The 25,349-nt window shown below is 69.7% G+C and carries 21 protein-coding genes and 1 pseudogene; 6 read left to right on the top strand and 16 right to left on the bottom strand.

Annotation, left to right across the window (positions count from 1 at the left end; translation table 11 throughout):
• The first annotated feature begins 195 nt into the window (after positions 1-195).
• Positions 196-1,482 carry a 3-oxo-tetronate kinase gene (otnK, locus tag ACWD2L_RS03080; protein ID WP_351332428.1) on the top strand — a complete coding sequence of 429 codons (1,287 nt, stop codon included), beginning with the start codon at positions 196-198 and terminating at the stop codon, positions 1,480-1,482.
• Positions 1,479-2,114, top strand: coding sequence for a class II aldolase/adducin family protein (locus tag ACWD2L_RS03075; RefSeq protein WP_351332425.1), 636 nt, complete (start codon positions 1,479-1,481; stop codon positions 2,112-2,114). The genes otnK and ACWD2L_RS03075 overlap by 4 nt, the downstream gene beginning before the upstream one ends.
• A 76-nt stretch (positions 2,115-2,190) precedes the next feature.
• Here the strand turns inward: ACWD2L_RS03075 and ACWD2L_RS03070 are convergent.
• From ACWD2L_RS03070 to ACWD2L_RS03050, 5 genes and pseudogenes are all read right to left on the bottom strand, one after another.
• Positions 2,191-2,430, bottom strand: a pseudogene (locus ACWD2L_RS03070) (ATP-binding cassette domain-containing protein); the annotation flags it as partial.
• A gap of 57 nt (positions 2,431-2,487) precedes the next feature.
• On the bottom strand, positions 2,488-3,099 hold the full coding sequence (locus tag ACWD2L_RS03065; RefSeq protein ID WP_351332422.1) for a dihydrofolate reductase family protein: 612 nt from the start codon (positions 3,097-3,099) through the stop codon (positions 2,488-2,490).
• 158 nt (positions 3,100-3,257) lie between these two features.
• A complete protein-coding gene (locus tag ACWD2L_RS03060; protein WP_351332419.1) occupies positions 3,258-4,772 on the bottom strand; it encodes an amino acid permease in 1,515 nt (504 codons plus the stop codon).
• A gap of 42 nt (positions 4,773-4,814) precedes the next feature.
• On the bottom strand, positions 4,815-5,264 hold the full coding sequence (locus ACWD2L_RS03055; protein ID WP_351332416.1) for a hypothetical protein: 450 nt from the start codon (positions 5,262-5,264) through the stop codon (positions 4,815-4,817).
• Positions 5,261-8,296 carry a glycoside hydrolase family 2 TIM barrel-domain containing protein gene (locus tag ACWD2L_RS03050; protein ID WP_351332413.1) on the bottom strand — a complete coding sequence of 1,012 codons (3,036 nt, stop codon included), beginning with the start codon at positions 8,294-8,296 and terminating at the stop codon, positions 5,261-5,263. Before ACWD2L_RS03050 ends, ACWD2L_RS03055 begins: the two co-directional genes overlap by 4 nt.
• Positions 8,297-8,473: 177 nt before the next feature.
• Between ACWD2L_RS03050 and ACWD2L_RS03045 the strand changes: the two genes are divergently transcribed.
• Positions 8,474-9,499 (top strand): LacI family DNA-binding transcriptional regulator, encoded by a 1,026-nt coding sequence (locus tag ACWD2L_RS03045; protein WP_351332410.1) that lies wholly within the window; start codon positions 8,474-8,476, stop codon positions 9,497-9,499.
• Between the two features lie 223 nt (positions 9,500-9,722).
• On the opposite strand, the gene ACWD2L_RS03040 is transcribed toward ACWD2L_RS03045, so the two are convergent.
• Positions 9,723-10,814: an alpha/beta hydrolase family protein gene (locus tag ACWD2L_RS03040; RefSeq protein WP_351332407.1), complete on the bottom strand. Its 1,092-nt coding sequence runs from the start codon at positions 10,812-10,814 to the stop codon at positions 9,723-9,725.
• Positions 10,815-11,061: 247 nt separating this feature from the next.
• Between ACWD2L_RS03040 and ACWD2L_RS03035 the strand changes: the two genes are divergently transcribed.
• Positions 11,062-13,425, top strand: a complete 2,364-nt coding sequence (locus tag ACWD2L_RS03035; protein ID WP_351332404.1) for a xanthine dehydrogenase family protein molybdopterin-binding subunit — start codon at positions 11,062-11,064, stop codon at positions 13,423-13,425.
• A complete protein-coding gene (locus ACWD2L_RS03030) occupies positions 13,422-14,174 on the top strand; it encodes a DsbA family oxidoreductase (RefSeq protein WP_351332401.1) in 753 nt (250 codons plus the stop codon). Before ACWD2L_RS03035 ends, ACWD2L_RS03030 begins: the two co-directional genes overlap by 4 nt.
• 66 nt (positions 14,175-14,240) lie before the next feature.
• On the opposite strand, the gene ACWD2L_RS03025 is transcribed toward ACWD2L_RS03030, so the two are convergent.
• The 10 genes from ACWD2L_RS03025 to ACWD2L_RS02980 form a co-directional block, all read right to left on the bottom strand.
• Entirely contained in the window at positions 14,241-15,533 is a 1,293-nt protein-coding gene (locus ACWD2L_RS03025; RefSeq protein WP_351332398.1) for a flavin monoamine oxidase family protein, read from the bottom strand.
• Positions 15,530-16,975 (bottom strand): APC family permease, encoded by a 1,446-nt coding sequence (locus tag ACWD2L_RS03020; protein ID WP_351332396.1) that lies wholly within the window; start codon positions 16,973-16,975, stop codon positions 15,530-15,532. The genes ACWD2L_RS03025 and ACWD2L_RS03020 overlap by 4 nt, the downstream gene beginning before the upstream one ends.
• Positions 16,976-17,024: 49 nt before the next feature.
• On the bottom strand, positions 17,025-17,690 hold the full coding sequence (locus tag ACWD2L_RS03015) for an SRPBCC family protein (protein WP_351332393.1): 666 nt from the start codon (positions 17,688-17,690) through the stop codon (positions 17,025-17,027).
• 28 nt (positions 17,691-17,718) lie between these two features.
• Positions 17,719-18,891 (bottom strand): FAD binding domain-containing protein, encoded by a 1,173-nt coding sequence (locus ACWD2L_RS03010; protein ID WP_351332390.1) that lies wholly within the window; start codon positions 18,889-18,891, stop codon positions 17,719-17,721.
• Entirely contained in the window at positions 18,888-19,856 is a 969-nt protein-coding gene (locus ACWD2L_RS03005; RefSeq protein WP_351332387.1) for a cyclase family protein, read from the bottom strand. Before ACWD2L_RS03005 ends, ACWD2L_RS03010 begins: the two co-directional genes overlap by 4 nt.
• Entirely contained in the window at positions 19,853-20,152 is a 300-nt protein-coding gene (locus ACWD2L_RS03000; protein WP_351332384.1) for a Dabb family protein, read from the bottom strand. Before ACWD2L_RS03000 ends, ACWD2L_RS03005 begins: the two co-directional genes overlap by 4 nt.
• A gap of 46 nt (positions 20,153-20,198) precedes the next feature.
• The gene (locus ACWD2L_RS02995) at positions 20,199-20,756 is read right to left on the bottom strand and encodes a (2Fe-2S)-binding protein (protein WP_351332381.1); all 558 of its coding nucleotides are present in this window, start codon (positions 20,754-20,756) and stop codon (positions 20,199-20,201) included.
• Entirely contained in the window at positions 20,753-21,646 is an 894-nt protein-coding gene (locus ACWD2L_RS02990) for an FAD binding domain-containing protein (RefSeq protein WP_351332379.1), read from the bottom strand. The genes ACWD2L_RS02995 and ACWD2L_RS02990 overlap by 4 nt, the downstream gene beginning before the upstream one ends.
• 220 nt (positions 21,647-21,866) lie before the next feature.
• Complete coding sequence (locus tag ACWD2L_RS02985; protein WP_351332376.1) at positions 21,867-23,096, bottom strand: PucR family transcriptional regulator; 1,230 nt, start codon at positions 23,094-23,096, stop codon at positions 21,867-21,869.
• 76 nt (positions 23,097-23,172) lie between these two features.
• Positions 23,173-23,526: a cupin domain-containing protein gene (locus tag ACWD2L_RS02980; protein WP_351332373.1), complete on the bottom strand. Its 354-nt coding sequence runs from the start codon at positions 23,524-23,526 to the stop codon at positions 23,173-23,175.
• Positions 23,527-23,855: 329 nt separating this feature from the next.
• Here ACWD2L_RS02980 and ACWD2L_RS02975 point away from each other — a divergent pair, with 329 nt between their 5' ends.
• On the top strand, positions 23,856-25,340 hold the full coding sequence (locus ACWD2L_RS02975; RefSeq protein ID WP_351332370.1) for an APC family permease: 1,485 nt from the start codon (positions 23,856-23,858) through the stop codon (positions 25,338-25,340).
• Positions 25,341-25,349: the final 9 nt, after the last annotated feature.

Genomic DNA, 25,349 nt, shown 5'->3' with positions numbered 1-25,349 from the left:
CCTCAATGAGTGCTCATAGGCAGGCGTGACCCCGGCGCAGCGGCTCGCGGGTCGTCCGACGGTGGCTTGAACTACTCCCACCGGTTAACAACATGTATCAGGCATTCTCACTGGAGTAAAGGTTGTTAACATAACTTCACATGCACGGGGCTCGGATTCACAGCCGACGCCACACCCACGCACCTTGGAGGTCCGATGCCACTGCTCGGGGCCATTGCCGACGACTTCACCGGCGCCACCGATCTCGCCACCATGCTCGTCGCCCGAGGATTCCGGACGGTGGTCGCGGTCGGCTCCGCCGGCCTGACCGGCGACGGACCCGCCGCAGCCGAGGTACAGCGGGCCGATGCCGTGGTGGTCGCCCTCAAGACGCGCACCGTGCCCGTCGACGAGGCCGTCCGCGAGTCCACGACCGCGCTGCGGGCCCTGCAGGCCGCGGGCTGCAATCGCTTCTACTTCAAGTACTGCTCGACGTTCGACTCCACTCCCGAGGGCAACATCGGCCCGGTGTCCGAGGCCCTCCTCGACGCGCTGGGCGAGAGTGCGACCGTCGTCGTGCCGGCCTTTCCCGCCACGGGCCGCACCGTCTACAAGTCGCGCCTGTTCGTGCTCGACGAACTCCTCGACGAGAGCCCGATGCGCGACCACCCGCTCACGCCGATGCGCGACTCACACCTCGGGCGGCTCCTCGCGCCCCAGACCGCACGACCCGTGCAGTCGGTCGACCTCGATACGGTGCGCTCCGGCGCCCAGGCGCTGCGCGACGCCCTCGCCGCCCCGCAGTTCACCGACTCGCTCACCGTCATCGACGCCACGAACGACGACGACCTGCGCACCATCGCCGCCGCGACGAGTGACATGCGCCTGGTCACGGGCGCTGCAGGCCTCGCCCTCGGGCTGGCCGGTCCGCACGAGGGCACGGCGCGCGCCACCGCCGCCTCCGCCTCCGGCGCCCCCGGAGCCGTCCTCGCCGGCAGCGCGTCCGCCGCCACCCGCGCCCAAGTCGCCCACGCGCAGCAGCACCTCCCCCACCGCAAGCTCGACATCGCGGCGCTGCGCTCGGACCCCGCGGCGGCGGTGGCCGAGCTCGTCGACTTCGCCCGCGCCTGCTGGCACCGTGACGCGACTCTGCCACCGCTCATCTACGCGGTCGCCTCACTCGCGGACCTCGAACACGACACCCCTCTCGGCGCGACGCCCGCCTCCGAACTCGTCGAGCAGGCGCTGGCGGCCTGCGCCACGGCCCTCGTACACGCGGGAGCCAGGCGCCTGCTGGTCGCCGGCGGGGAAACCTCCGGAGCCGTCACCACCGCCCTGAAAGCCCGCACACTGCGGATCGGCCAACAGATCGCCCCGGGCGTCGCCTGGGCCCGCACCCAGCCCTGCGCCGGCGGAGCGTCCGACGGCATCGACCTCGCCCTCAAGTCCGGCAACTTCGGCGGCACGGACATCTTCACCACGGCCTGGGACCACCTCGCATGAGCCCCCGCCACGAACTCGCCGCGGCCGGAGCACACTTGGCCGCCCTCGGCCTGAGCCCCGGCTCCTCCGGAAACCTCAGCGTCCGTGAGGGCGACCATGTCCTCATCACTCCCACCGGCGCCGACCTCGCCGCGTTGGATCCCGACAACCTGACCACCCTCGACCTGAGCGGCACACACCTCGACGGCCCCCGGCCCTCGAAGGAGTTCCCCCTGCACACCGCGTTCTACCGACGCGACCCCGAGGCCCGCACGGTCGTCCACCTGCACTCACGCCACGCCGCGGCGGCATCCTGCCTCCCCTCGTGGTCCACGCACAGCGCGCTCCCCCCGCTCACCCCCTACTTCGTGATGCGCGTGGGTCAGACACCGCTGCTCCCCTACGCTCCCCCGGGCGACGCCCAACAGGCCGCGGAACTCGAACAGTTGCCGTTCCCGTTCCGCGCCGCGCTGTTGCAGAACCACGGGCCTGTGGTGTCCGGGGCATCGGTCGCGGCAGCCGTCGACACCACCGTGGAACTGGAGGAAACCGCTGCCCTCCTCCTCGCTCTCGGCCAACACCCGGCCCGCTTGCTCACCCTTCAGGAAGCACGACACCTCGCCGACAAGTACGGTACGGCTTGGAGCGGTTGAGGGCCGGGGCCAGGCCTCAGAGGTTGGCCAGTCGGGCGAGTCGAGGCGCGGCATGGATGCGGAACCGCGCCGTACGGAACGCGTGGAAGACGAACCCGTTGTGCGTCCGCCGCAGCCGGCACAGGCCACGCTCCGTCATTGAGCTGATCACGCGACCGCCGAGCCGCACCTCGCCCGTGGTGGGCCGGTCTAGCAGCCCGGCGGCACACTGCAGGAACGTCGACTTGCCCGAGCCGGACGGCCCCATCACCGCCGTGAGCGAACGCTCCGGCACCTGGACATCCACCTCGCACAAGGCGTGCACCATGCGTCGGCCACCCTCGGAAACAGGGTTCGGTTCTTCCGAACCCTGTCCGAAGCCCCCGGTCCCTGCTCAGCCTGCGTCGCGTTTGCGGTAGCGGATGTGAGTGGTCAGCGGTGAGTGGAGCACCTCGACGGGCTCGAAATCGAAGATCTCGACGCCGTCGAACATGCGCTCTCCGCTGCCGAGCAGAATGGGTGCGATGTCGAGGGTGAGTTCATCGATCACGTCGGCGTTGAGTGCCTGTCGAACCGTCGAAGCGCCACCGGCGATGTCCACGCCCTTGCCGTCCGCGACTGCGAGCGCCTGCGCGTAGGCGGCGTCGAAGCCTTCGGTGACGAAGTGGAACGTGGTCCCTCCTTCCATCTTGATCGGTTCGTGGGCGTAACGAGTGAGCACGAAGACCGGGGCGTGGTACGGAGGTTCGGCGCCCCACCACCCGTTCCACGCCTCGTCCCACTCGCCTCGGATCGGCCCGAACATGTTGCGGCCCATGACGTAGGCGCCACGCGAGCGCATCAGCCAGCTGTTGGCCGTCTTGTCGGCGTCGGTCGCGCGCGGGTCGCCGATATGCCAGCCGTGCAGCTCCTGGCCGCGCTTGCCCAGCGGATTGTCCCGGCTCTGCTCGGGCCCGGCGACGAAGCCGTCGAGCGAGATCGACATGTGGCAGGTGGTATCGGTCATCTGATTCTCTCTCAAGGCAGCAGTTGTGAGCGGCCGTGCGGTCACCGGACCGCACAACACATATATAGACCTAGACCGCCAGCGGCGACCGAACTCATCGCGACATCGCGAAGCCGTTGAAGGCTTGCCTGCGACCGCCCACCCGGAGCGTCGTCGTCCTACGCCGAAGTCGCCATCCCCTCCGCATCGCCCGCACGCAGCGCCCGCCCGTTCTCCTCGGAGCGCAGCGGGGCCGACGGCGCGAGCTCGGCCGCGGCCTCCTCCGGGGAGGTTGCGCGCAGGCGGCGCAGGTAGCGCTCGTACCAGAGGAGCGAGGCGCCGAGGAAGACGACGAGGCCGCCGACGTTGTAGGCCAGGGTCAGCCACAACGCCTGGCCTTCGGGGAACGTGGAGGCCACGAAGGCGACCGCGAACACCGCGAGCAGGAAGATCGACATGCCGAGGCCAACGGCCCGGGAGCCGAACCGGAACTCGCGGACCGCACCCTCGAAGCGGGCGCGCAGTACCAGGTAGGCGACCAGGATGAGGGCCGGCGGCAGCAGCGCCGTGGCGGCCGTCATGTTGGTGACGATCTTCAGCAGGTCGTCGATCGAGCTGCCCGCGCCGAGCGTCGGGATGAACAGCAGCGGCACGACGATCGCAAACTGGATCCAGGCGCCGACCACGGGCACGCCCTGGTCGTTGAGCGCCACGACGCGCTTGCCGAAGACCTTGTCGGGTATCTCGGAGAAGAAGATCTTCACCGGCGCGGAGGTCCAGATCAGCAGGCCGCCCAGGGTCGCGACGAGCATGATGAGGCCGACGCCGCGCACCACCAGGTCGCCCGACAGGCCGAAGTGTCCGGCCGCAGCCTGCATGGTCACGAAGATGCCGTTGCTGTACGAGACGCTGCTCTTCTTCACGAAGATGCCCATCAACCACGTGCCGACCGAGTAGAGCAGGCCGATCGCGACGCCGGCCACGATGATGGTGCGGACGAAGGCGCGCACGCCGCCCTTGAGGTCGTTCAGGTACACACCGATCGACTCGGCGCCGCCGACGCCCTGGATGATCCACGCCAGGGTGCCGAGGAACGCCCACGCGGTGATGCCGGAACCCGGGTCGAGGCGCATCCCGCCGGGCGACATGTCATTGACCGGGGTGATGCCACCGAGCAGCGCGCCGATGCCCGCGACGATGAACAGCAGCGCCATGACCATCATCAGGGTGGACCCCAACGAGGTGACACTGCCGATCCAGCGGGCGCCCTTCGTCGACACGAAGGTGGCGACGAAGAAGATCACCACGGAGAGCACGGCGATGAGCCACGGCTGGATGGCCCACTCGTGTCCAAGGATCATGTAGCCCGCGTACACGAGGACGATCGGCAGCAGCGAGATGAAGTAGAAGAGGTTCACGAACCAGTAGCAGAACGCCGTGAAGAACGCCCAGCGGCCGCCGAGCGAGGACTTCACCCACTGGTAGACGCCGGATTCCGAGCGGCGGTTGAGGCTCACCATCTCGGCGATGACGAGGGTGAAGGGCACGAAGTAGAGGATCGTGGCGATCAGGAAGATCGGGGCCGCGAGTGTCCCGATCGCGACGTAGTTGTTGACCACGTTGCGGAAGTTGAAGACCGCCGCGATGACCATGCTGAACAGGATCACCGCACCGATCGACCGGCGATTCGTCATTGAATGCTCCGTTGATGTCGGGAGGGGGTGGGGCTGGTGCGGCTACTTGTTGTGGAAGGTGGCGCCCTCCACGGTCACGTGGGCGACAACCGCCGTCGTCCTGGGCGCGGGCAGGACCCGCACCGCCTCGTCGGGTCCGGCCACGAGGACGGCTCCGCGCGAGAGTGTGCGCCGTTCGCCCTTGCCGCGCAGGGGCTGACGGTCGGTCAAGTCGCTGTACGGTTCTGCCGGTTCGAGCGTCGCCACGGGGGCCGTCTCGATCTCGACGTCCCCGTCCACGGGCGACAGCACGTAGAGGTACCGGCGCCGGGCGACGAGGTCGTCCGTGGCGAGCACGTCGGTGTGCTCGCGCATCGTCGTGAGCGAGTCACCGACCGAGTACATGACGCCGAGGGGGCGTCCCTCCGCGCGCAACGCCTGGAGCGTTCGCTGCCATTTGGTGACGCCGCCGAGGACCTCTTCGAGGTGGGAGTGGTCGCGGAAGATCCTCACGAGGCGATCCCTTCGTCGTGGTGGGGCGCGGTCGCGGACACGGAGCGCAGGTCGAGCTCGAAGCGGAACGGCTCGAAGCGGACCCGGTAGGTGTCGAGCACCTCGCTGCCCCACGAGTTGGACCCGAGGCCGAGCACACGGTGGTTGACGTTGACGGTCACGCGGTCCTCCGGCGCCAGGTCGTTGTGGTGCCGGGCGGCGTCGATGGCCGCCGCGGAGTGCGGCCACGCCGAGAACGCGAAGGGGCCCGAGCCCGCCGCGCGCACGGCGAGTCCGTCGCCGTGCGGGTCGGTGAGGGACGCCCAGCGCACATCGCCGCGGTTGGCGCAGTCCTGGGGCACGACGTACGGGGTGAACATGTCGTCGACGGTGCTGTGCCAGCGGCCGAGGGTGGCGGCGGCGCGGGAGTCCGGGTAGTTCTCGCCGGGCCCCAGGCCGTACCAGTCGACGGAGCGCAGTTCGCGCGGCACCGCGAAGGACAGGCCGATGCGGGGCACGATGTCGTGGTAGTCGCCGACGGGTTCGCCCGCGACGGCGAGGTGTACGCCGTCGTGCGCGAGGGTCCACGTCAGGACGACCTTCATGGCGATGTCGAGGGTGGGCGGCGCGATGCGCGCGGACACCTCCACGACGACGGCGCCGTCCTGCTCCCGCCACGCCACCTCACGCGTCGAGGTCTGCATGAGCGAGAGGAACCGGGGCGCCCACAGCTCGTCGTTCTCCTGCTGGTGGTTGTCGACGAGCGGCTTCCAGAAGCCGACGCGGGGCGGTTCCAGGAGGAGTTCACGCCCGTGGCTGCGCCACGACAGATCTCCGGTGAGCAGGTCGACCGTGTACCGGTCGGCGTCCGGGGTGGTGACGACGAGCGAGGTGCCCTCGGCCTCGGCGGCGACGGACGCGCGGGTCACGGCCACCGCGGTCCGGCGCGGGCGGTCGGCGACCAGTGTCTGGTAGCGGCCCAACTCGCGCATGGGCTCGGCCCATTCGTGCGCGGCGGTCGACAGGACGCGGGAGGTCACATGTGTCTCGCCGTGTGCCGCGACGTCCAGGTGCACGACCTCGCTCCACGCCTTGCCGGGCGGTACGGGTCCCGGGGTGAGCGTGCGCGATCCGACGACGCGCCCGTCGTGCAGCGTTTCGAGGACGACGACCACGTCGGACAGGTCGGTGAACCAGCGCCCGTTCGTCACGGTGCACACACCGTCCGCGTAGTCGACGCGCACGGGGCAGATGACGTGCTTGTACTCGACGAGGCCCGGGCTCGGCTCCTGCCACGGGAAGACGAGGCCGTCGATGCAGAAGCTGCCGTTGTTCGGGAAGTCCCCGTGGTCGCCGCCGTAGGAGTGGTACTCGCGCCCTTCGTCCGTGGTGGCGACGAGGCCGTGGTCGCACCACTCCCACAGGAAGTGCCCCTGGATGCTGTCCCAGGTCTCGAAGACCCGCTGGTACTCGGCGAGTCCGCCGGGTCCGTTGCCCATGGCGTGCCCGTACTCGCAGATGATGCGCGGCTTGGGGTGCGGGTGCTCCCCCATGTCGTTCATCTGCGAGACACGCGAGTACATCGTGGAGATGACATCGACGACCTCGGCGTCCCGGTCCTCCTCGTAGTGCACCGGGCGGGTCGGGTCGAGTTCCTTGCAACGCCGGTACATGGCAGGGATGTTGCACCCGTACCCGGACTCGTTGCCCAGGGACCACATGCTGACGGAGGCGTGGTTGCGCTGCGCGAGCACGTGCCGCTCGATGCGGTCGACGTACGCGGTCTGCCACGCCGCGTCGTCCGTGATCCGGGAAAGGTCGCCGACGTTGGCGAAGCCGTGTGTCTCCAGGTCCGTCTCCGCGAGGACGAACAGGCCGATGCGGTCGCACAGTTCGTAGAAGCGGGGGTCATTCGGGTAGTGCGCGGTGCGCACCGCGTTGATGTTGTGCTGCTTCATCAGGTGCAGGTCGCGCTCTACGCGGGCCATGCCCACGGCGCGTCCGTGCCGGTCGTCGTGGTCGTGCCGGTTGACACCATGCATCTTGAACGGCGTGCCGTTGAGCAGCAGTCGGCCGTCGACGATGGTCACCTCAGCCAGGCCGAGGCGGTGCGGCACGTGCTCGACGGTCCCGTCGGCGCCGCGCACGGTCAGGCGCATGTCGTACAGGTACGGGTCCTCGGGGTTCCAGAACCGCGCGCCCTCGACGACCAGCGTGGCGTCGGTGCCCGGCATGACGGCGCGCGAGGCGACGAGGCGCTCGCCGTCGTACACCTCCCAGGTGACATCGGGTCGCCCGACGGCGGTGGTGCTCAGAGTGACCTCGGCGCGGTCGTCCGCGAGGCGTTGGGTGCGCACGAAGAAGTCGGCGAGGTGTGCGGCGGGCCGGCTCAGCAGGTAGCAGTCGCGGAAGATCCCGGACGCCCACCACATGTCCTGGTCTTCGAGGTACGTGCCGTCCGAGAACTGGTGCACCTTGACGACGAGATGGTTGATGCCGGGGTGTGCCACGTCGGTGACGTCGAACTCGGCGCTGAGCCGCGAGCCCTTGGTCATGCCGACGTAGGTGCCGTCCCAGTAGATCTCGGCGTAGTTCTCGACCCCGTCGAACCGGAGCACGGTGCGCTCACCGGCCGGCGTTCCGGGCAGCACAACGGTGCGCTGGTACACACCGGTCGGGTCGTCGGAGGGCACGCGGGGCGGGTCGACCGGGAACGGGAAGCCCTCGTCGGTGTACTGCAGCCGCCCGTACCCGTCGACCTGCCACAGGTGCGGTACGCGCACGGTGTCCCAGCCCTCGGACTCCTCGGCGAGCGCGGCGGCCGGGACGCGCGCCGGGTGGTCGAAGAGCCGGAACCGCCAGTCGCCGGTGAGGTCGACGAAGCCGCGCGAGCGGCGGCGGTCCATGGTGCGGGCGAGCTCGGCCGAGTCGTAACCGAAGAAGTACGCCCGCGCGGGCAGCCGGTTGCGTCCGGTGAGGGCGGGGTTCTCCCAGTCCGCCGGGTCCCGGTCGGCTCGGTCCCGGTCTGCCGGCTCCGTGAGATGGAGAGTCATGATCCGGAATGTAACCGGTTACATTCCTGCGCCACAACACCGGTCAAACGTGACCTAGGTCTCACCTCGCCCACCCGCCCTCGGCGCCCTGACAACGAGTCACCTGGGCGATACTGAACACCGCACTTCTCCGTTCGTCCTGGTCACGGGCCCCTGCCCCGTGCGGAAAGGTCACCGATGCCTCGAGGCAAGCCCGGCGCCCCGCGCTCCGTGACGATCGGCGATGTCGCCCGCGAGGCGGGGGTCTCCCGTGCGACTGCCTCCCGCGCGATCAACGACTCGGACCTCGTCACGGCCGAGACGAAGCGCGCCGTGCAAGAGGCCATCGAGCGCACCGGCTTCGTGATGAACGCGCGGGGCCGCGCCCTGGCCACCGGGCGCGCGGAGACCGTGGGCGTCCTGGTCACCGAGCCGCTGGACGAACTCTTCGACGACCCGACGTACGGCAGAGTGCTGCGCGGCGTCGCGGAGGGCCTGACGGGCAGCGGCTTCCTGCCGGTGATCATCCAGGCCTCCAGCGAATCGGAGCGCGCGCTCGCGCTGCGCAGCTTCGGCCGCCGCTCGGTCGACGCGGTCGTCCACCTCACCCCGTACCGAGGCAGTGACCTGCTGGAATCCCTCGCCGGCACCGGTCTTCCCGTGGTCCTGTGCGGGCAGCTCGACGACTCTCCGTACGACGGCGTCTTCTCGACGGTCTACTCCGACGACGTGCGCGGCGCCCGCCTCGCCGCGGAACGGGTGCTCGCCGACGGGCGGGAACGGATGGCCGTCGTCCTCGGCCCCGCGGACAACCCGGCGACCGTCGACCGCAGGCGCGGCTACGCGGAGGTGCTCGGGTCCCGCCTCGACGAGGCCCTCGTCGTACACACCGGCTGGGACACCACGGCCGGTCTCGCCGCGACGGCCCGCCTCCTGGAGTCACACCCCGACATCGACGCGATCCTCGCAGGCTCCGACCGCATCGCCGTCGGCTCGCTCGCCGCGCTGCACGCCGCCGGGCGGCAGGTCCCCGAGGACGTCGCCGTGGTCGGCTTCGACGGTCACGCCATCGCCGAGACCTCGACACCGCCGCTGACCACGGTCGCACAGCCCCTCGTGGAGGAGGGCCACGTCGCGGCCCGCCTCGCCCTCGACATGATCGGCGGCGCGGGGCCGCGCACCGAGGTGCTTGAGATGAGCTTGGTGTCTCGCGGGTCCGCCTGAGGGGTCGTACCGCCCCCGCCCCGTGAAACGGAACGGCGGCGCAAGCGCTCGCCAGGCTGAACAACTCTGCGCTTCGGCAGTGATGTCTGTGGTGATGCCGAGTCTTGTGAAGCGAACCGCCGGGGCCGGACAGTGGCCTTGATCGCGCAGCACTGGTGCCGCCACAAGTCGTCGCAAGGGGAAAAGTGGATCGCCCACCGGCACGCACTCACCGGCGAAGCACTCAATCAGCCGTTCCCAGCTTGTCCGCCAGCCAGTCGGCCATTCTCAGGCGGGGTTCCGGGCCGAGGTTGTGGCAGCAGTGGTCGCCGAGCGGCTCGACGACGATGTCCAGCGGGGCGTGCGGCGCGCACTCGCGCAGGACGTCGAGTTCAGCGTCGGGGATCTCGTCGAGGGAGCCGTGCAACACGTAGGTCGGTACTCGGAGTTGGTGCAGTACGGGGCGGACGTCCAGGTGTTTGCGTACGTGTGCGCGCGCCTCATCGAGGGTGTCCATCTGGCTGACATAGCGCCAACTCTCCTTGGTCATCGGGGTTTCGGCCTCCCACTCGTCCATGTCGACGAACCCTCCCCAGGAGACGCAGGCGACGAGACGTGGATCCAGGCTTGCGCTGCGCAGCGCGTAGTGGCCGCCGAGGCTGCGGCCCAGGACGGCTATCCGGCCTGAGTCGACGCGCGGGTCGTCCACGAGCGCGTCGACCACCGTCGAGGTGTACCGCTCGAAGTCGCCGCGCAGCGGGGTCCGGGAAAACATCTCGCCCTGGCCGGGGCCGTCGAAGGTGGCGACCGCCATGCCTCGCTGGAGCAGGAGTTCCTCGAAGCGGAAGCTCTCCTCCTTCGTCGATTCGAGCCCGCCGATGAGCACGACGCACGGCTGTGGCGCCGTTGCGTGCGGCGGCAGCGGCGGGACACGTAGGTAGCCGGGGATCGATGTGTCGTCGATCGGCAGGTCGAAGCGGTGCGCCGGCGGGTCGAGCAGTGGCGCCGCGCGGCGGTACAGCTCCGCCTTTCGCCGCTGGCCGCGCTGCCGCCGCTCGTCGAACCACAGGAACTGGCCGTACTGCGCCGCAAGTGCTCCCGTCAGCAGCAGTTCCGCCGCCGTGCGCCGATGTCCGGTGCGCAGGGAGTCGTCGGCCAGAGCCTCGTAGCGGTCGGCCGCGGCCATCCAGTGGTCGAACCACGACACATCGCCGGCCCTGTCGCGGGCCGCGACCAGATCCGCGTACGGCAGTCCGTCTAGGAGGAGACGTCCCCAGTTGAGCATCTCCTCCTCCGGCATGGGGTTCGGCATCGGGCTGTCGACGGGCTTTGCCACCAGTGAGTCCTTCCCTTCCTGTCGCCTCCGGGCCGGAGTCCGGAGATGCGCAGGCCATGTACACCGTGCTCGTCCGTGGCACGGTGCCGCGCCAGTATCGGGTCCGTGCCATGGGCGAAGCCCCTGCGAATGCCCGACAACCGGGGCCCGAGCTGTACGGATTCCGCAAAGGACCGGACCGCCGCGGCTTCCGATAATTCAGACATCCCCTATCGCATGCATCCCGGATCGCAGGAGGAGCGCCTTCATGAGTGTGTCGAACACCGCGGAAAGCACCGCGGACATGGACCAGCCAACCGGGAGCCATGTGGGCGCCCGTACACCTCGTCGTGAGGACGTACGCCTCCTGCGGGGGCGAGGTGCCTTCGTGGACGACGTCGATCTCGCGGGACAACTGTGGATGAGGGTCGTTCGCGCCTCCGTCGCGCATGCCAGGATCACCTCGGTCGACGCGTCGGCCGCGCGGGGCCTTCCCGGTGTGCGCGCGGTCCTGACCGGTGAGGATGTGCGTGCGCTGGGTCGGGTGCCGCTGGAGGAGGCGGGGTACCACGAGCTGTTCCCCCGGCTCGACGACTATGGCCATCCGGTGCTCGCCGACGACCGGGTGCTCTACGTGGGCCAGCCGGTGGCCGCGGTGATCGCAGAGGATCCGTACGTGGCCGAGGACGCGGCGGAGTTGGTCGAGGTCGACTATGCGGAACTGCCGGTGGTGCTCGACCCGGTCGAGGCCGCCGCCGGCGGCACGGTCCTGCACGAGGCGGGCAACGAACCGGCTTCCTTCGTCAAGGAGTACGGGGACACGGAGCGGGCGTTCGCCGAGGCGGCACATGTGGTACGCGGCGAGTTCAAGGTCGGGCGGCACAGCGGTGTCCCGATGGAGACACGTGGCTGCGTCGTCGAACCCGTCCCGGGGCGGGACCAGTTGTGGGTGTGGGGCACGGTCCACGTGCATGACTGCCGTCGCATCCTGGCCCGCATGCTGGGGATGCCCCTGACGAGTGTCCGGATGCGACACACCGACATCGGCGGCAACTTCGGTGTCCGCGGTGGCACCTTTCCCGAGTACGTCCTGGTAGCCCATGCTGCGCGGCTGTTCGGCCGTCCGGTGAAGTGGATCGAGGACCGCGTCGAGCACATGGTGTCCATCGCGCACGCCCGCGAGCAGGTGCACCGGATCGAGGGGGCGTTCGACGCCGATGGACGGCTGCTGGGGCTGCGGGACGAGATCTGGCACAACCACGGCGCGTTTCTGCGTCAGGTCGAGCCCCTGGTCAGTGACATCACCGCGGGCATGGTCGTGGGGCCGTACCGCGTCCCGGCCTACCGGGCGGAACTGCACGCCGTGACCACCAACAAGACGCCGCTGTCCGCCTATCGCGCGCCCGGCCGGTACGAGGGCACCTTCGCTCGTGAGCGGCTGTTCGACCTGCCCGCACGGGATATCGGGATCGACCCGGTCGAACTGCGGCTGCGAAACGTGCTCACCACGTCCGATCTGCCCTGGCAGCCGGGTTTCGAGATCGTCTTCGAGCCCTACCGCTTCGACTCAGGCGACGTCCTCGACCATCTGCGCAAGGCGCTCGACGCCGCCGACTACGAGGCGTGGCGCGAGGACGCACACCGGCTGCGGGAGGAAGGACGGCTCGTCGGCAACGGCATCGGTGTCCTCATGGACAAGGCGGGCCTCGGTCTCTACGAGACGGCCGACGTCGAGGTCGACGGCACCGGGCGGGTCCGGGTGCTGACCGGGGCGTCGTCGGTCGGCCAGGGCGTCGAGACCGTACTGGCCCAGATCGTGGCCGACGAACTGGGCGTCGCACCGCGGGACATCGACGTCATGCACGGGGACACGGACCTCGTGCCCGACGGGGTCGGGTCCTGGTCGAGCCGTTCCACGGTGCTCGCCGGTGGCGCGGCCCGCGCCGCCGCCCAGAAGGTGTTGGACAAGGCGCTGCGGGTGGCCGCCACGCTGCTGGAGGTGGACGGCGCGGACCTCCGGGCCGCCGATGGCGGGGTCGAGGTCGCAGGCAAGCCGGAGCTGCGCCTGACGCTCGCCGAGGTCGCCGAGCGCTGGGACACCTGGAGCGCCCGTCTCGCCGGGGACGAGCCCGGACTGCGTGCCTCGGCCGTATACGTGGACGAGCACATGAACTATCCGTACGGCGTCACCCTCGTGCAACTGGAGATCGACCCGACGACCGGGGGACACACCATCCGCCGGTTCTTCACCAGCACCGAGGCCGGACGGATGATCAACCCGCTCACCACGGAGGGCCAGATCATCGGTGCGGCGGCGCAGGGCATCGGTGGCGCGCTGTTCGAGGAGTTCCAGTACGACGAGCAGGGCCAGCCGCTCGCGACCTCGTTCATGGACTACCTGTTGCCCGGCGCGGGAGAGGTACCGCCGGTGCAGTTCTTCGTCACGGAGGACGCCCCGACGCCGGACAACCCGCTGGGCGCGAAGGGACTCGGTGAGGTGGGAATGATCGCGGTGGGGGCGGCCGTGGCCGGGGCCGTCGACGACGCGCTGGGCGGGGAACTGCGCGTGCGGCGCATTCCTGTCCACCCCCAGGACTTGTTCGAGCTGAGCCGTGCGGCGGGTGAGCGATGAGCCGGGGAGCGGCCTCGCCCGCGCCGGGCGGCCGGTCCACCGTGGTCGCGGACGACCCGGCCGTGGTCACCGTATGGTCCGACATCGGCTGCCCGTGGGCCGCTCTGGCCCTGAACGTGCTGCGGGACAGGGCGGCTGCCAAGGGCGCGACGCTGCTCGTCGACCACCGGGCGTTCCCACTGGAGCTGTTCAACCGGCGGCCGACCCCGAAGCCGGTCATCGACATGGAGGTCGTCGCGATCGCCGGACTGGTTCCCGAGGTCGGCTGGCGGTTGTGGCGGGAGCCCGACTCGGCGTACGCCGTCACGACCTTCCCGGCCATGGCCGCCGTCCAGGCCGCCAAGGACCCCCGTGTGGGCGGACTCCGCGCCTCCGACGACCTCGACGCGGCGCTGCGCACGGCCTTCTACAGCGACCACCGGTGCATCAGCGTGCACGCCGAGATCCTGGCGGCGGCCGAGACCTGCCCGACGGTCGATGTCACGGCGCTGGAAAGGGAGTTGGCTCGGGGCGCTGGCCACGCCGAGGTGTTCCGGCACTTCCGGGCCGCCCAGGGGCCCCAGGTGCAGGGCAGCCCGCACTTCTTCGTGGGCCACCGGTACGCGGCGCACAATCCGGGGGTCGCGTACCACTGGACCGGGCGGCCGGGGCAGGGGTTTCCGCGGCTCGAGCGCTACGACCGGGCGTGGGCGGACCACGTATTGGGGCTGGTCGCCGGCCCACCGCAGCGGCCGAACGAACCCTTCTGAGACATGACTTGTGCCCCCGCCCGTCGGGAATTCACCGGAGAGCGGGGGCACAAGTCGCGAGGTCTGTCACACGGACTGCCGCCCGTGCAGGATCTCCCCCACCGCCCGGTCGGCGGTCTCCAGCGCTCCCTCGATGTAGCCGGGGAACCGCAGTGACACGTCGGAGCCCCCGAAGTGCACCCGGCCGTGTGCCTCGCCGAGCGCCTTGTGCACGCGGCTGAACTGGCCCACTCTCGGCGACACCCATGGGCCCAGGAACAGCGGGTCGCTCGACCAGTCGTGGTAGTCGACACCGACGACCGTGGCCTCCGGCAGGTAGTGGTGGACGGCGGCCTCGACCGCCGCCGGGTCGGTGGGGTCGAAGGAACCGGAATCCGTGAACGCGACCAGGATCCGGCCGCCGTCCTCGGCAGCCATGTAGTCGTAGAGGGTCGGGAAGACACCATCGCCGGTGCAGGAGATGCCCGCCGGTACCCCGGTGACCTGAACGAGGATCTTCAGGCCTCGGCAGCCATGGCCCTGTGCCACCACCGGGGCGCGGTCCGCGGGCAGCGGCGGGTCGAAGGTGACGGTGCGCCATGTGTTCAGCGGCGTCGCGACGACCACGTCCCGGGCGGTCAGTACCTCCCCGCCGCGCACGACGACCTCGGCACCCGCGCCGCCCTGGCGGACGCTCTCGACGACGGCCCCGAGCCGGATGTCGGGCACCTCGGCGGCCATCGCCTCGACCAGCGCCGTCGTACCGTCGCTGAGCACCTCGTCGATGGACAGGACGACACCCAGCACGCTGTATCCGTGTGCGGCGACGAACTGCAGGGCCCAGAGCGCGGACGCCTCGGTGACCGGCTGCCCCATCATGTTCCAGCCCCAGGACAGCACCAGTTGGCGGGTGACCGGGGGCAGCTTCAGTGAATCGACGTAGGTGAGAAGGGAGATGTCGAGGTCGTCCAGACCCTGTGCGTCCAGGCCCGCGTCGACATCGATGCGGTGGGCGTCCGACAGCAGGCGGTACAGGCCCGCTTCGGCCTCCGCCGCCTCTTCCACGGGAATGGGCAGCGCCGCGTCGCGGCCGCCGGGGCCGAGCCGGTTGCGGAAGACGGTGGCCTCGGCGGCCGGTTCCGTCCTGACCCCGTACCGCTCAATCTCCGCCGCGACCCGCGGGTGGTGATGGCGGTGGACGTACGCGCCGCCGATCTCGACCTCCAGGCCGGGGGACGTGGCCGAACGGCGGCGGTAGGCGCGGCCGCCCAGCCGGTCACCGCCTTCCAGCAGCAGCACCGACTGGCCGGCGGCGGCGAGTTCGCGGGCACATCGGAGGCCGGCGAAGCCGCCTCCGACGACAAGGGTGTCGTACGTCATCGGGTCTCCTCGGTCGTGTTGCGGGGGCGCGCCACCAGGCGCCGCGCGCCCATGATGAGCATCATCGCCACGATCGACACCGGGGCCATCCATGTCATGGCGTCCAGGGCCGTACCGGTGGGATTGACAAGGGAGTTGAGGTAGAGCCAGCCGGTGGCGAGCGCGCCGACCGCGCAGGCGAACGCCTTGGCCACGGTCAGTTCACCCTCGCGGTGCAGGAGGACGATGGCTCCGCCGCAGATGAGGATGTAGGGCACGACCCAGAGGTACGGGAACAGTGTGGCGAGGTATTGGTAGAGCTTCATGGGCCCCGCTCCCGTGATGGCGGCCAGCGCCAGCGGGAGGGCCGCGGTCAGTACGGCCATGACGAGGATGGCGGTGCCGGGAGTCCTGGTGCGTCGGGCCACGCGGCCGATGGCGGCGGGCAACAGGCCGTCGTTCGCCATCGCCGCCCACACCCTGGGGGCGTAGTTCATGAATCCGACGACGATGGCATAGCAGGTCACCACCAGGGCGATGTCGGAGGCCTGGGCGAGGAAGCCGAGGCCCGCATGGTGGGCCATGGCGGCGACCGGCGACTCGCCCGCGGCGATCCGGTCCGCCAGGGCGCCGAGGCTGGGCACCGACAGCAACGACGCGACGACGGCGATGCCGCCGACGATGACGGGCACCAGGATGATGACGCGGGGCACGGTGCGGACCGGGTCCTTCGTCTCCAGCGCCGTCGCCGCACTGGTCTCGAAGCCGACGGTGAAGGTCGTGCTCAGCGCGAGCCCCAACGAGAATCCGCTGAACGAGAAGTCATGGAACGTGAACTGGCCGATGAAGTCGAACCCGGCCGAGAAGAGGTTCCCGATCAGGACGGCGAGGACCACGGGCGCCGAGAGGAACAGCAGCGCGATACTCAGTTTCGCCGAGGCATCAAGGCTTTTGAACGCCAGCAGCGCGGCGCTCGCCATGGTGACCGCGTAGATGACCGCCTGCCCGACGAATCCGTTGGCGGCCGATATGCCGAACACGGAGGAGAACATGCTCCCCGCGTACAGCCCGAGGGCGCCCAGCACGACCATCAGGCCCACCAGGTACCCGACGGCGAGCGAGGCACTGGCCACGAACCTGGCGGCGCCGCCGAAGACATGACCGACGTAGGAGTACAACGCGCCGGAGGCCACGTGGCGTTGTGCGAAGGGTGCGATGGCCACCCCGATGCAGGTCATCACGAGTGCCCCGGCGAGCACGGACAGCCAGCCCGAGCTGCCTGTCGCGCCGCCGATGAGGACACCGACGGTCGCCGCGGTCAGTACGGGACTGAAGACGACCACGGCGAGACCGAGCGCCTGGTTCGTGGTGAGTGTGGCCGGCTTGAGGCCGCCGGGCTCGTCCCGCGGTGGTTCGGCGGCCGAGGTCGGCGTCAATCCCGGTTCCATCTCGTTCGTTGCCACGTTCTCTCCTAGGGACAACTGCACGGAAGATGGGCCGCGCCGCACGGACTCAGCCTCTCGATGACGAACCGCGCCCCAGCAGCCAGCCGATGGCCAGCGAGAGCAGGGCGAGAGCGGCGTAGCCGGCCGGTTTCGGCAACCGGAGTGCGTCCGCGCCGCGGGTGAGTGCCAGGAGGTCGAGTGCCTCGTCCGCTACGGGCGCCGGACCGCTCGTGGTCGCCGCACGGGTGGGCGCGGGCGGACCGGGTGTCGTCGGCTCGGGCGGCGCGCTGTCGGCTTCGAGCAGCTCGGCGAGGCGCTCGCTGAAGGTGTTCAGCAGTGCCGAGCTGACGTCGGCGATCACCCCGCGGCCGAACTGCGCGACCTTGCCGGACAGGGCCAGGTCCGTGACGAGGACGACCTGGGTCTCGGCGCCCTTGTCGACGAGTTCCGCGGTGACGGTGGCCGAGGCGTTTCCGCCGCCGCGGGCCTCGCGGCCCGAGGCGGTCAGGACGGCCCGGTGGGCGGCTTCGTCGAGTTCGGTGAAGCGGGCGGTGCCCTTGTAGTTGGCGGTGATCGGCCCCACCTTGATCTTCGCCTGGCCGAGGTGGTCGTCGCCCTCCCGGCCCGTGATCGAGGCGCCGGGCAGGCAGGGCCCCACCCGTTCGAGATCGGTGAGCAGCTTCCAGGCGTCCTCGATGGGCAGCGGCACCCGGATTTCGTTGTTCAACTGCACGGCGTGGTCCTCTCTGGTGGCGGTCCGGTCAGGACCGCGCGGCGGTGGCGAGACCGAACTGGTTGGCCGGGTCGCCCGGTTCGAACGGTCCGCCGTTCTGTAGGACGTCTCCCATGCGGCGCACCTTGTGCAGATAGGCGCGCCCGACGGCAAGGCGCCGGGCCTCCCATGCGGGCAGCGCGGCCAGAGGGTCGTCCGCGGATCCGGTCAGGGACGACACGAGGTCCCAGGCGTCCGCGGCCGCCTTGGCCGCGCCCGCGGCGGCGTGCGGCCGCGGGGTGATCGCCGCGTCTCCGATGAGCACGAACCGGCCGACCCGGACCGTGGGCACGTCACTGTCGGCGATCACCGTGACGAACGGCTCCGCCGCCGCGTGCAGCAGTTCCGCGAAGGGCCCGGCGAGCCCCTCCTTCGCCCTGCCGCGGAACTCGGCGAGGACCTCGGGCCGCAGGGCGCCGTGGTGGACGGAGACGGGCCGGCGCACCCCGCTGGTGTCCGTCATGAGTTCGTCGAGGGCCGCGCCCTCGACGTTCCAGTACCACTGGAAGTTGAGGCCGCGGGTCACCGAGGAGGTGGCGCCCGTCATGGGGATGGGGTAGGCGATGATGTGCCCGTCGTCGAGCAGCCCGTAGGTGAAGGCCTCGTCGAAGTGGTCCCATGTCTCACCGGACACCGTGTCCCGGTCGGCGACCCCGCGCCACGTGACGTACCCGGAGTACTCGGGTTGCAGCCCGAGCAGCCGCTGTCGCGCGGTGGAGAAGCCGCCGTCGGCGCACACCACGAGGTCGGCCGTCACGCGTTCCCCCGAGGCGAAGCGGAGTTCGGCGCGGTCGGCGTCCTGGTCGAGGCCGATCAGGGCCCGTCCGCAGTGGTAGCGCTCGCGTCCGAAGGACTGCAACAGCCCCTGGTAGAGGGAGTTGTAGGAGGTGAAACGCCAGCCGGCCGGTATCTCTCCGAGGAGGTCACCGCTATCGGCCCTGCGGTAACGCATCACGTGGGAGGAGACACTGATCTCCTCGAGGGTGGTGGCGGTGCGCTCCAGGAGATAGCGCACCACTTCCGGCTGTACGACGATGCCGGTGCCCAGGCCCGACAGGGGTGCCGGTGAGCGTTCGTACAGGTCCACCTCGAAACCGGCGTCGCGCAGCAGGACCGCCGCGTGCAGTCCCGCCAGCGAGCCGCCGACGACCGCGATCCTCATGAGGTGCCGTCCTGCGTCGTGGCTGCGGGGCGCAGCGGCAGCGCGAGCGGACGCAGGGGTGCCCCGCTGGCTCCCCGCAGCCGGATCGGCGCGGCGATCAGGCAGAGCTCGGTGTGTCCGTCGCGGGAGAGTGCCTCCAGGTTCAACAGCTCGATCATCGGGACACCGGCCTCGGCGAGGAAGTGGCAGTGTCCCGGCAGCCAGTTGTCCTCGTGCTCCGACGGGCCCACCTCGACACACTCCTGGTCCGCGCCCACGGCAGCGATCCCCTGGTCGGTGAGCCAGCGCGCCGCGTCCAGGCCGAGGCCGGGCGGGTTGCCGAGCACCTTGGCGCCGTCGGGCCAGTACGCCATCCGGCCGGTGCGCACGAGTGCCACGTCCCCCCGGGCGAGTTCGGTTCCAGCGGCGTCCAGACAGGCACGCAGGTCGTCGACGGTGATCGCGTATGACGGGGGCAGGCACTCCACACCCTTGAGTCGCGCCACGTCGAGGAGGACGGCACGAGTGATGATCGGCGGGATCTGCTCGGCGCCTCCCTTGGTCCAGTGCCTGCTGCCGAGGTGTTCCTCGGGGGTGAAGCCGTTGTAGATCTGCCCGTCCACGCCGAAGTGGTTGAGCGCGTCGATGTGCGTTCCGGTGTGGGTGTACATGAACACCACGTCGCCGGAGTAGCAGACATGGCGGTTGACCTGTTCACCGGCGCCGTTGAGGTTGTCCACCGCGGTTCCGCCCGGTGTGTGGCTCATGTAGATCTGGTACGCGGGGTCGCCGGCCGCCTGGAAGCTGGGCATACCCACGTAGTAGTCGACGCTGAGGTCGTAGACGTGGCGGCCGTCCGCGCGGGCCAGCACCGCGGCCCCGGCGATGGGCGACAGCAGGTTGAGGGCACCGAGCTGGTCGTCTGGGCCCCAAGGGCTGGACGCGGCCCGGACTCCGGCGCGCGACGGGGACGGAGTGGTGGTCACACCGTCACCCCCTTCTCGAAGTCGACGACCGCGCGGGCGGCGAGCTTGGGCATCAGCTGGGCGACCACTTCGGTGTGCAGTGTGTCGACGGAGTAGTCCTCCAGGCCCTGCCAGTCATCGAAGTCGTTGATGAGTACGCCGTCCCACGGGGTGCCGTTGTCGCCCGGGTCGCCGGTGCGCTTGCCCAGTTCCCAACTGCGCAGGCTGGCAAGGCCCTTGAGCTTGTTCAGCAGGGCGACCACCTCCTCGGGGTCGTTGCCGTCGGCCACCTGCCACATGAAGACATGCCGGATCACGTGTGTTCCTCCTTGGGTGGGGTGCCCCGTCGTGTGCGGGACGTGTTCAGTCTTGTGCCGGTGCGGTTGGGGCCACAGTGCACTCAGGCACAAGAGTCGGAGCGGATTTGCCGGAGTGCGGCAAGACACCGTCTTCCCCTGCGGCCAGGGCCAGTTGGACGGCGCCAACGATCTGCTGGTACCCGGTGCACCGGCACAGGTTGCCGGAGATGGCTTCGCGCACCTCGTCGTCGGTGAGTGCGGCTCCGGCGTCCACGACTGGTTGCAATGTCATCAGGAATCCGGGTGTGCAGAATCCGCACTGGAGGCCATGGCACGTTCGGAACGCTTCCTGTAGCGGTGTGAACGCGCCGTCTTCGCCCAGGCCCTCCACGGTGCGGATGCGGTGCCCGTCGGCCTGTGCGGCGAGCATCAGGCAGGCGCGGACCGGTGCACCGTCGAGCAGGATGGTGCAGGCACCGCACACGCCGTGTTCGCAGCCGACATGTGTTCCGGTCAGGTGCAGTTCGTGACGGATGAAATCAGACAGCAGCAGCCGCGGCTCGACGTCGCGCACGTATCGCTCCCCGTTGACCTCGACCGCGACCTCGATGTGCCTGCTCATGTCCGTGCCTCCTTGGCCGCGTCGGTCGCGCCACGCAGTGCCCGCATGGCCATTTCGGTGATCACAGTGGTCCGGTACCTGGTGTCTCCGTGCAGGGTGGCCGGTGGGCTGATGCCGGTGGTCGCCTCGTGGGCGGCGGCGCGCACCGCCTCGGCGGTGACCTCGGATCCGAGCAGGTGTGCGCGTGCCTGTTCGCCCGCCTCCAGGGGGGTTCCGCCGGCGCCGAGCAGGCCGAGGCGGACATCGGTGCAGACACCGTCCAGGCCCAGTTCCACGACGGCTGCCGCGCCCCCGATCGCGTAGTCACCGTGCCGTCGTGCGAACTCCTGGAACGAGCTGCCGCGGGCCCGGTCGTGGCGCGGCGGGGCGATCGGCAGGGACACCTCCGTGAGGATCTCGTCCGGTTCCAGGACCGTCGTATAGAGGGAGACGAAGAAGTCCCGCGCGGCGAGCTCGCGTTCACCGCGCAGGGAGCGGGCCGTGAAGCGTGCGTCGGCGAGCAGCATGACCAGGGGGATTTCGGCGGCGGGGTCCGCGTGCGCGACGGTGCCGCCGAGGGTGCCGCGGTTGCGCACCTGCGGATGCGCGACGAAACGCATGGCCTGGGCGAGGAGCGGGTGGTGCACGGCTACGTCGCGGCTGTGTTCCACGGTGCTGTGGCGGGTCAGGGCGCCGATGCGCAGTGTGTCACCGTCCACACGGATGTGGTCCAGGCCGGTCAGGCGGTTGAGGTCGACGAGCGTCGTGGGTGAGGCGAAGCGCAGGTTCAGGAGCGGGATGAGGCTCTGGCCGCCGGCCAGTGGTTTGGCCTCGTCGCCGACGTCGGCGAGCACGGCGACGGCCGAGTCGAGTGTCTCGGGTGACTCGTATGCGAACGGTGGTGGTTTCACAGGACACCTTCCCGGTGGGCCGGGTACGGGGTGGGCGGGGCGTCACCGGGGTACATACGCACCCACGCATGGCGGTTGCTGCCCCGGCCGCGAGTCGGCGGGGGCAGTGGAGTGCTCCACGGTGCGGCATGACACCGGGGCGGTGGTACTTCACTTTCCGGTCAAGGACCGCAGGTGTTTGCGTGGATTCCTGACGGAACCCGGTGCCTGAGGGGTCCGGTTACAGCAGCGGCCCGGCGGCGGGCAGGGCGACGGGTGTCTCGCCGCCCGCGTCGCGCGGCCGGGACTCCAGGAGTTCGAAGAGGCGCAGGGCGACGGAGAGTTCGTCCCGGCGCGCGGAGACGGACACCCCGAGCCACTTCTCGATGGAACGCAGCCGGTAGGCGACGGTGCGTTCGTGCACACCGATGACCGTCGCGGTCGATGCCGCGTTCTGTCCACTGGCGAAGTAGGCCACGAGGGTGCCGCGCAGCACACGTGCCCGCTCACCGGTTCCGTGCAGTGGCCCCAACTCCTGGGACACGAAGTCGCTGACGGCTGTCAGATCACGCAACACCAGGGCTTCCAGGGCGACGTCCTGGTACCAGGTCACCTGGCGTGCGGAGATCCGGGCGACCCGGTATGCCTGCCAGGCCTGGCGGTGGCTGAGCCGGAAACCCTCGACGTCGTTGGCGTACTGCCCGCAGGCCACGTAGGTGTCGGGACCGAAGTCGACCGCGGACACGTCCTGGTCGCCGGTGGATTTGGTGCCGGGTCGGCCCAGCCAGGCGAGGACCGTGTCGTCCGAGCCCGCCACGGTCAGCACCTGCCAGCCGAAGGTGGTGGCGATGCGTTTGAGGGCGGCTTCCGGCGAACCGCCCCAGGCGATGAGGGCGAGATGCCGGCCGCGCAGCTGGTAGCCGAGCGCGGCGGCGTCGACGGGCAGTCCGGCCAGGATGTCGCGGACCATGGCGCGTCGTTTGCGGTCGCGTCCCTGAAGATAGAAGGCGCTGTACTCCTTCTGGTACGTGTCGATGATGGAAGCGGTGACGCGGTCGTTCCAGGCGAAGTGGAACTTGCTGACGCGCCGCAGCATGTCGAGCCGTTCCTCGTCGTCCTGGATGTGCTCGTTGGCGACTTCGAGGAACACGTCCCACAGGCATGCCTGCGCCACCCGGGACGTGTGCAGCAGCGCATGGAGGTCGAGGTTGGCCTGCGCGGCCAGCCGTGCCTCGCGCAGCGTGGCATCGGAGGCGGTGGCGGGGGCCTCGCGGTTCCCGGTGAGCCCGTCGAGGATGTCCCGGAGGGACGACATGATCGATTCGGTCTCCGAGGCCGCGAGGCGCGGATCGTCTCGTACGTAGTACTCCGGCACCTCTTCCCTGAGACGGTGCTGGATCGCGTCCGTCAGGGCGGGAAGACGCTCCCGGATGGTGTCGGACAGCGTACGCAGGTTGTCTTCCAAGGCCACTCCCGGAGCCTAGGCTCGTCATCTTCATGGCGTCCACCGGCTGTTCATCCGGTGGACCGCGAACGCCGGGTCCTGGTCAGTCGCACAGGACCCAGAATTCCTTGAACGTCGACCTGAACGTCCATGTGGAGCGGTGGCCCTTCGGGAGGAACGCGCAGTCTCCCGGGCCCAGTTCGACGGCGCTGCCGTCGTCGAGCTCGACGCGCGCCTGTCCCTCGATGACGTAGATGAACTCGTTGTACTCGAGCAGGTACTCGGTGACGGCGGGGTCGCACTCGAAGAAGCCGGTGGCCCGGGCGCCGTCACGGTGGTCCTCGAAGAGGGTGAAGCCGCGGCCCGCGGGGGTCCCGGACCGTAGTGTCACGCCTTCCGGCTGCCAGGTTTCCAGAGGTGTCGTGCGGGGCGCCGACATGGCACCGGGATTCTTCATAACGTGGCTCCCCTGCGTCGGGCGGGCGGATTCGGATGGTCACAAGGTGCCCCGGGCGGCCCCGGGCTTCGCGGCCAAGCGTCACCCGTGGGCGGGCCTGCGGGATCTACGGATTCCTGCAACACACGCCTCCGTACTTGTGGGGTTCGGCAGGAGGCCGGACGACGTCACGTGGCGCATTCTCGGCGACTGACGATTCCGATGAAGCCCCCGCGTTTTTGCTCGCACTTACACAAAGACCGGCTCCTCGCCGGTGGCTACGGTCGGCTCGACTTCCACCCGCATCACACTCCCCCGGGGTCCGCTCCGCGACGAAGGCAAAGGACAAGATGGCCATTGCGAAGAAAGCCCCGCCCGCAGCCCGTGAGTCGGCCAACCTCAAGGGGACACTGACCACTTCCAAGATCACCGTCATGGTCGTTGCCGCGGCGGCACCGATCTCGTGCATCGCCGGCATCATCCCCCTCGGCTTCGCACTCGGCGGCGGGGCCGCCACCCCTCTCGCGTTCCTGGTCGCGGGAGCCGTCCTCCTCCTCTTCTCCGTCGGATACGCGGCGATGAGCCGGCGGATGAGCGGCTCCGGCGGCTTCTACAAGTACGTCGCCCATGGCCTGGGCAGGCCGCCCGCCGTGGCCGCCTCCTTCGTAGCCATCGTCGCGTACAACGCGGTGGCCCTGACCTGTGTCGCCGGGTTCGGATACTTCGGAAACCTCATCGCTGGCTCCGTGTTCGGGCTTCACCTACCGTGGCCGGTGCTGTCGGTGGCTGCCATCGCCGTCGTCGCTTTCCTCGGCTATCGCGAAATCGACGTAGCGGCGCGGGTGCTGGTCTACCTGCTGGCGGCAGAGGTCGCGACCATCATCATCCTCGACATCGCGATGGTCATGAACCGCGGCGCCGACGCCTTCCCACTCTCGATCTTCTCGCCGCACACGGTTTCAGATGCGAAGTCGATCGGGCTCGGCTTCATGTTCGCCCTGCTGTCCTTCATCGGCTTCGAGTCGGCCGCTTTGTACGGCGAGGAAACGGCCGAACCGCACAAGACCGTGCCCCGTGCCACGTTCCTGTCTGTCGTGGTGATCGCGGTCTTCTACTTCCTCTCGTCCTGGATCGCGGTCGGAGCCATCGGGCCCGACAAGGTGCAGTCGGTCGCGTCGAAGGAACTCGGGAACACGTTCTTCACCCTGAGCGACACGTACGCCGGCCATGCGCTCACCACCGTCATGCAAATCACGTACCTGACGAGCCTGCTCGCCTCACTCCTCGCCCTCCACAATGTCGCCAATCGCTACGTATTCGTAGCGGGACGCGAGGGACTGCTGCCCCGGTGGGTGGGCTCCCCGCATCCGCGGCACCGCACACCGTCACGAGCGAGCCTCCTCCAAAGCTCGGTGAATCTCCTCGTCGTCGTCGTTGCCGCGAGCACCGGTCTTGACCCTTACCTGACTGTCGTGACCTCGATGACGGGCGTGGGGACCCTCGGCGTCATGCTGCTCCAGGTCGCGGCCGCCGCGGCCATCGGCACCTACGTCGCGCGCCGCACCGAGCGATTGCGGGGCACCCTCGCGGCAACTGCCGCCGCCTTCGTCGGCCTCTCCGTGCTGGTGGTCCTCATCGTCAAGAACTTCGACAAACTCACCGGGGTTTCCTCGCCGCTGATCAATTCACTTCCGTGGCTGCTTGTCTTCGTCGCTCTGGCCGGGACCGTCCTGGGCACCTGGCTCAGGGCACGGCGGCCCGCGGTCTACGCACGGATCGGCGCCGACCCCGCACCACAGACCCGCCAGGAAAGCCGGCAGGAGGAGCAACTATGAAGCGTCTAG

It is taken from the genome of Streptomyces sp. NPDC002754, assembly GCF_053592315.1.
Note: the sequence above shows the minus strand (reverse complement) of the source record. Positions and strands in the feature narration are given on the sequence as shown.

Coding starts and splice junctions, on each gene's coding strand:
- ACWD2L_RS02975 (WP_351332370.1), top strand. CDS start 23,856: ATGGCCATTGCGAAGAAAGCCCCGCCCGCAGCCCGTGAGTCGGCCAAC.
- ACWD2L_RS03030 (WP_351332401.1), top strand. CDS start 13,422: ATGAGCCGGGGAGCGGCCTCGCCCGCGCCGGGCGGCCGGTCCACCGTG.
- ACWD2L_RS03035 (WP_351332404.1), top strand. CDS start 11,062: ATGAGTGTGTCGAACACCGCGGAAAGCACCGCGGACATGGACCAGCCA.
- otnK (WP_351332428.1), top strand. CDS start 196: ATGCCACTGCTCGGGGCCATTGCCGACGACTTCACCGGCGCCACCGAT.
- ACWD2L_RS03025 (WP_351332398.1), bottom strand. CDS start 15,533: ATGACGTACGACACCCTTGTCGTCGGAGGCGGCTTCGCCGGCCTCCGA.
- ACWD2L_RS02995 (WP_351332381.1), bottom strand. CDS start 20,756: ATGAGCAGGCACATCGAGGTCGCGGTCGAGGTCAACGGGGAGCGATAC.
- ACWD2L_RS02980 (WP_351332373.1), bottom strand. CDS start 23,526: ATGAAGAATCCCGGTGCCATGTCGGCGCCCCGCACGACACCTCTGGAA.
- ACWD2L_RS03065 (WP_351332422.1), bottom strand. CDS start 3,099: ATGACCGATACCACCTGCCACATGTCGATCTCGCTCGACGGCTTCGTC.
- ACWD2L_RS03010 (WP_351332390.1), bottom strand. CDS start 18,891: ATGAGGATCGCGGTCGTCGGCGGCTCGCTGGCGGGACTGCACGCGGCG.
- ACWD2L_RS03075 (WP_351332425.1), top strand. CDS start 1,479: ATGAGCCCCCGCCACGAACTCGCCGCGGCCGGAGCACACTTGGCCGCC.
- ACWD2L_RS03050 (WP_351332413.1), bottom strand. CDS start 8,296: ATGACTCTCCATCTCACGGAGCCGGCAGACCGGGACCGAGCCGACCGG.
- ACWD2L_RS03060 (WP_351332419.1), bottom strand. CDS start 4,772: ATGACGAATCGCCGGTCGATCGGTGCGGTGATCCTGTTCAGCATGGTC.
- ACWD2L_RS03045 (WP_351332410.1), top strand. CDS start 8,474: ATGCCTCGAGGCAAGCCCGGCGCCCCGCGCTCCGTGACGATCGGCGAT.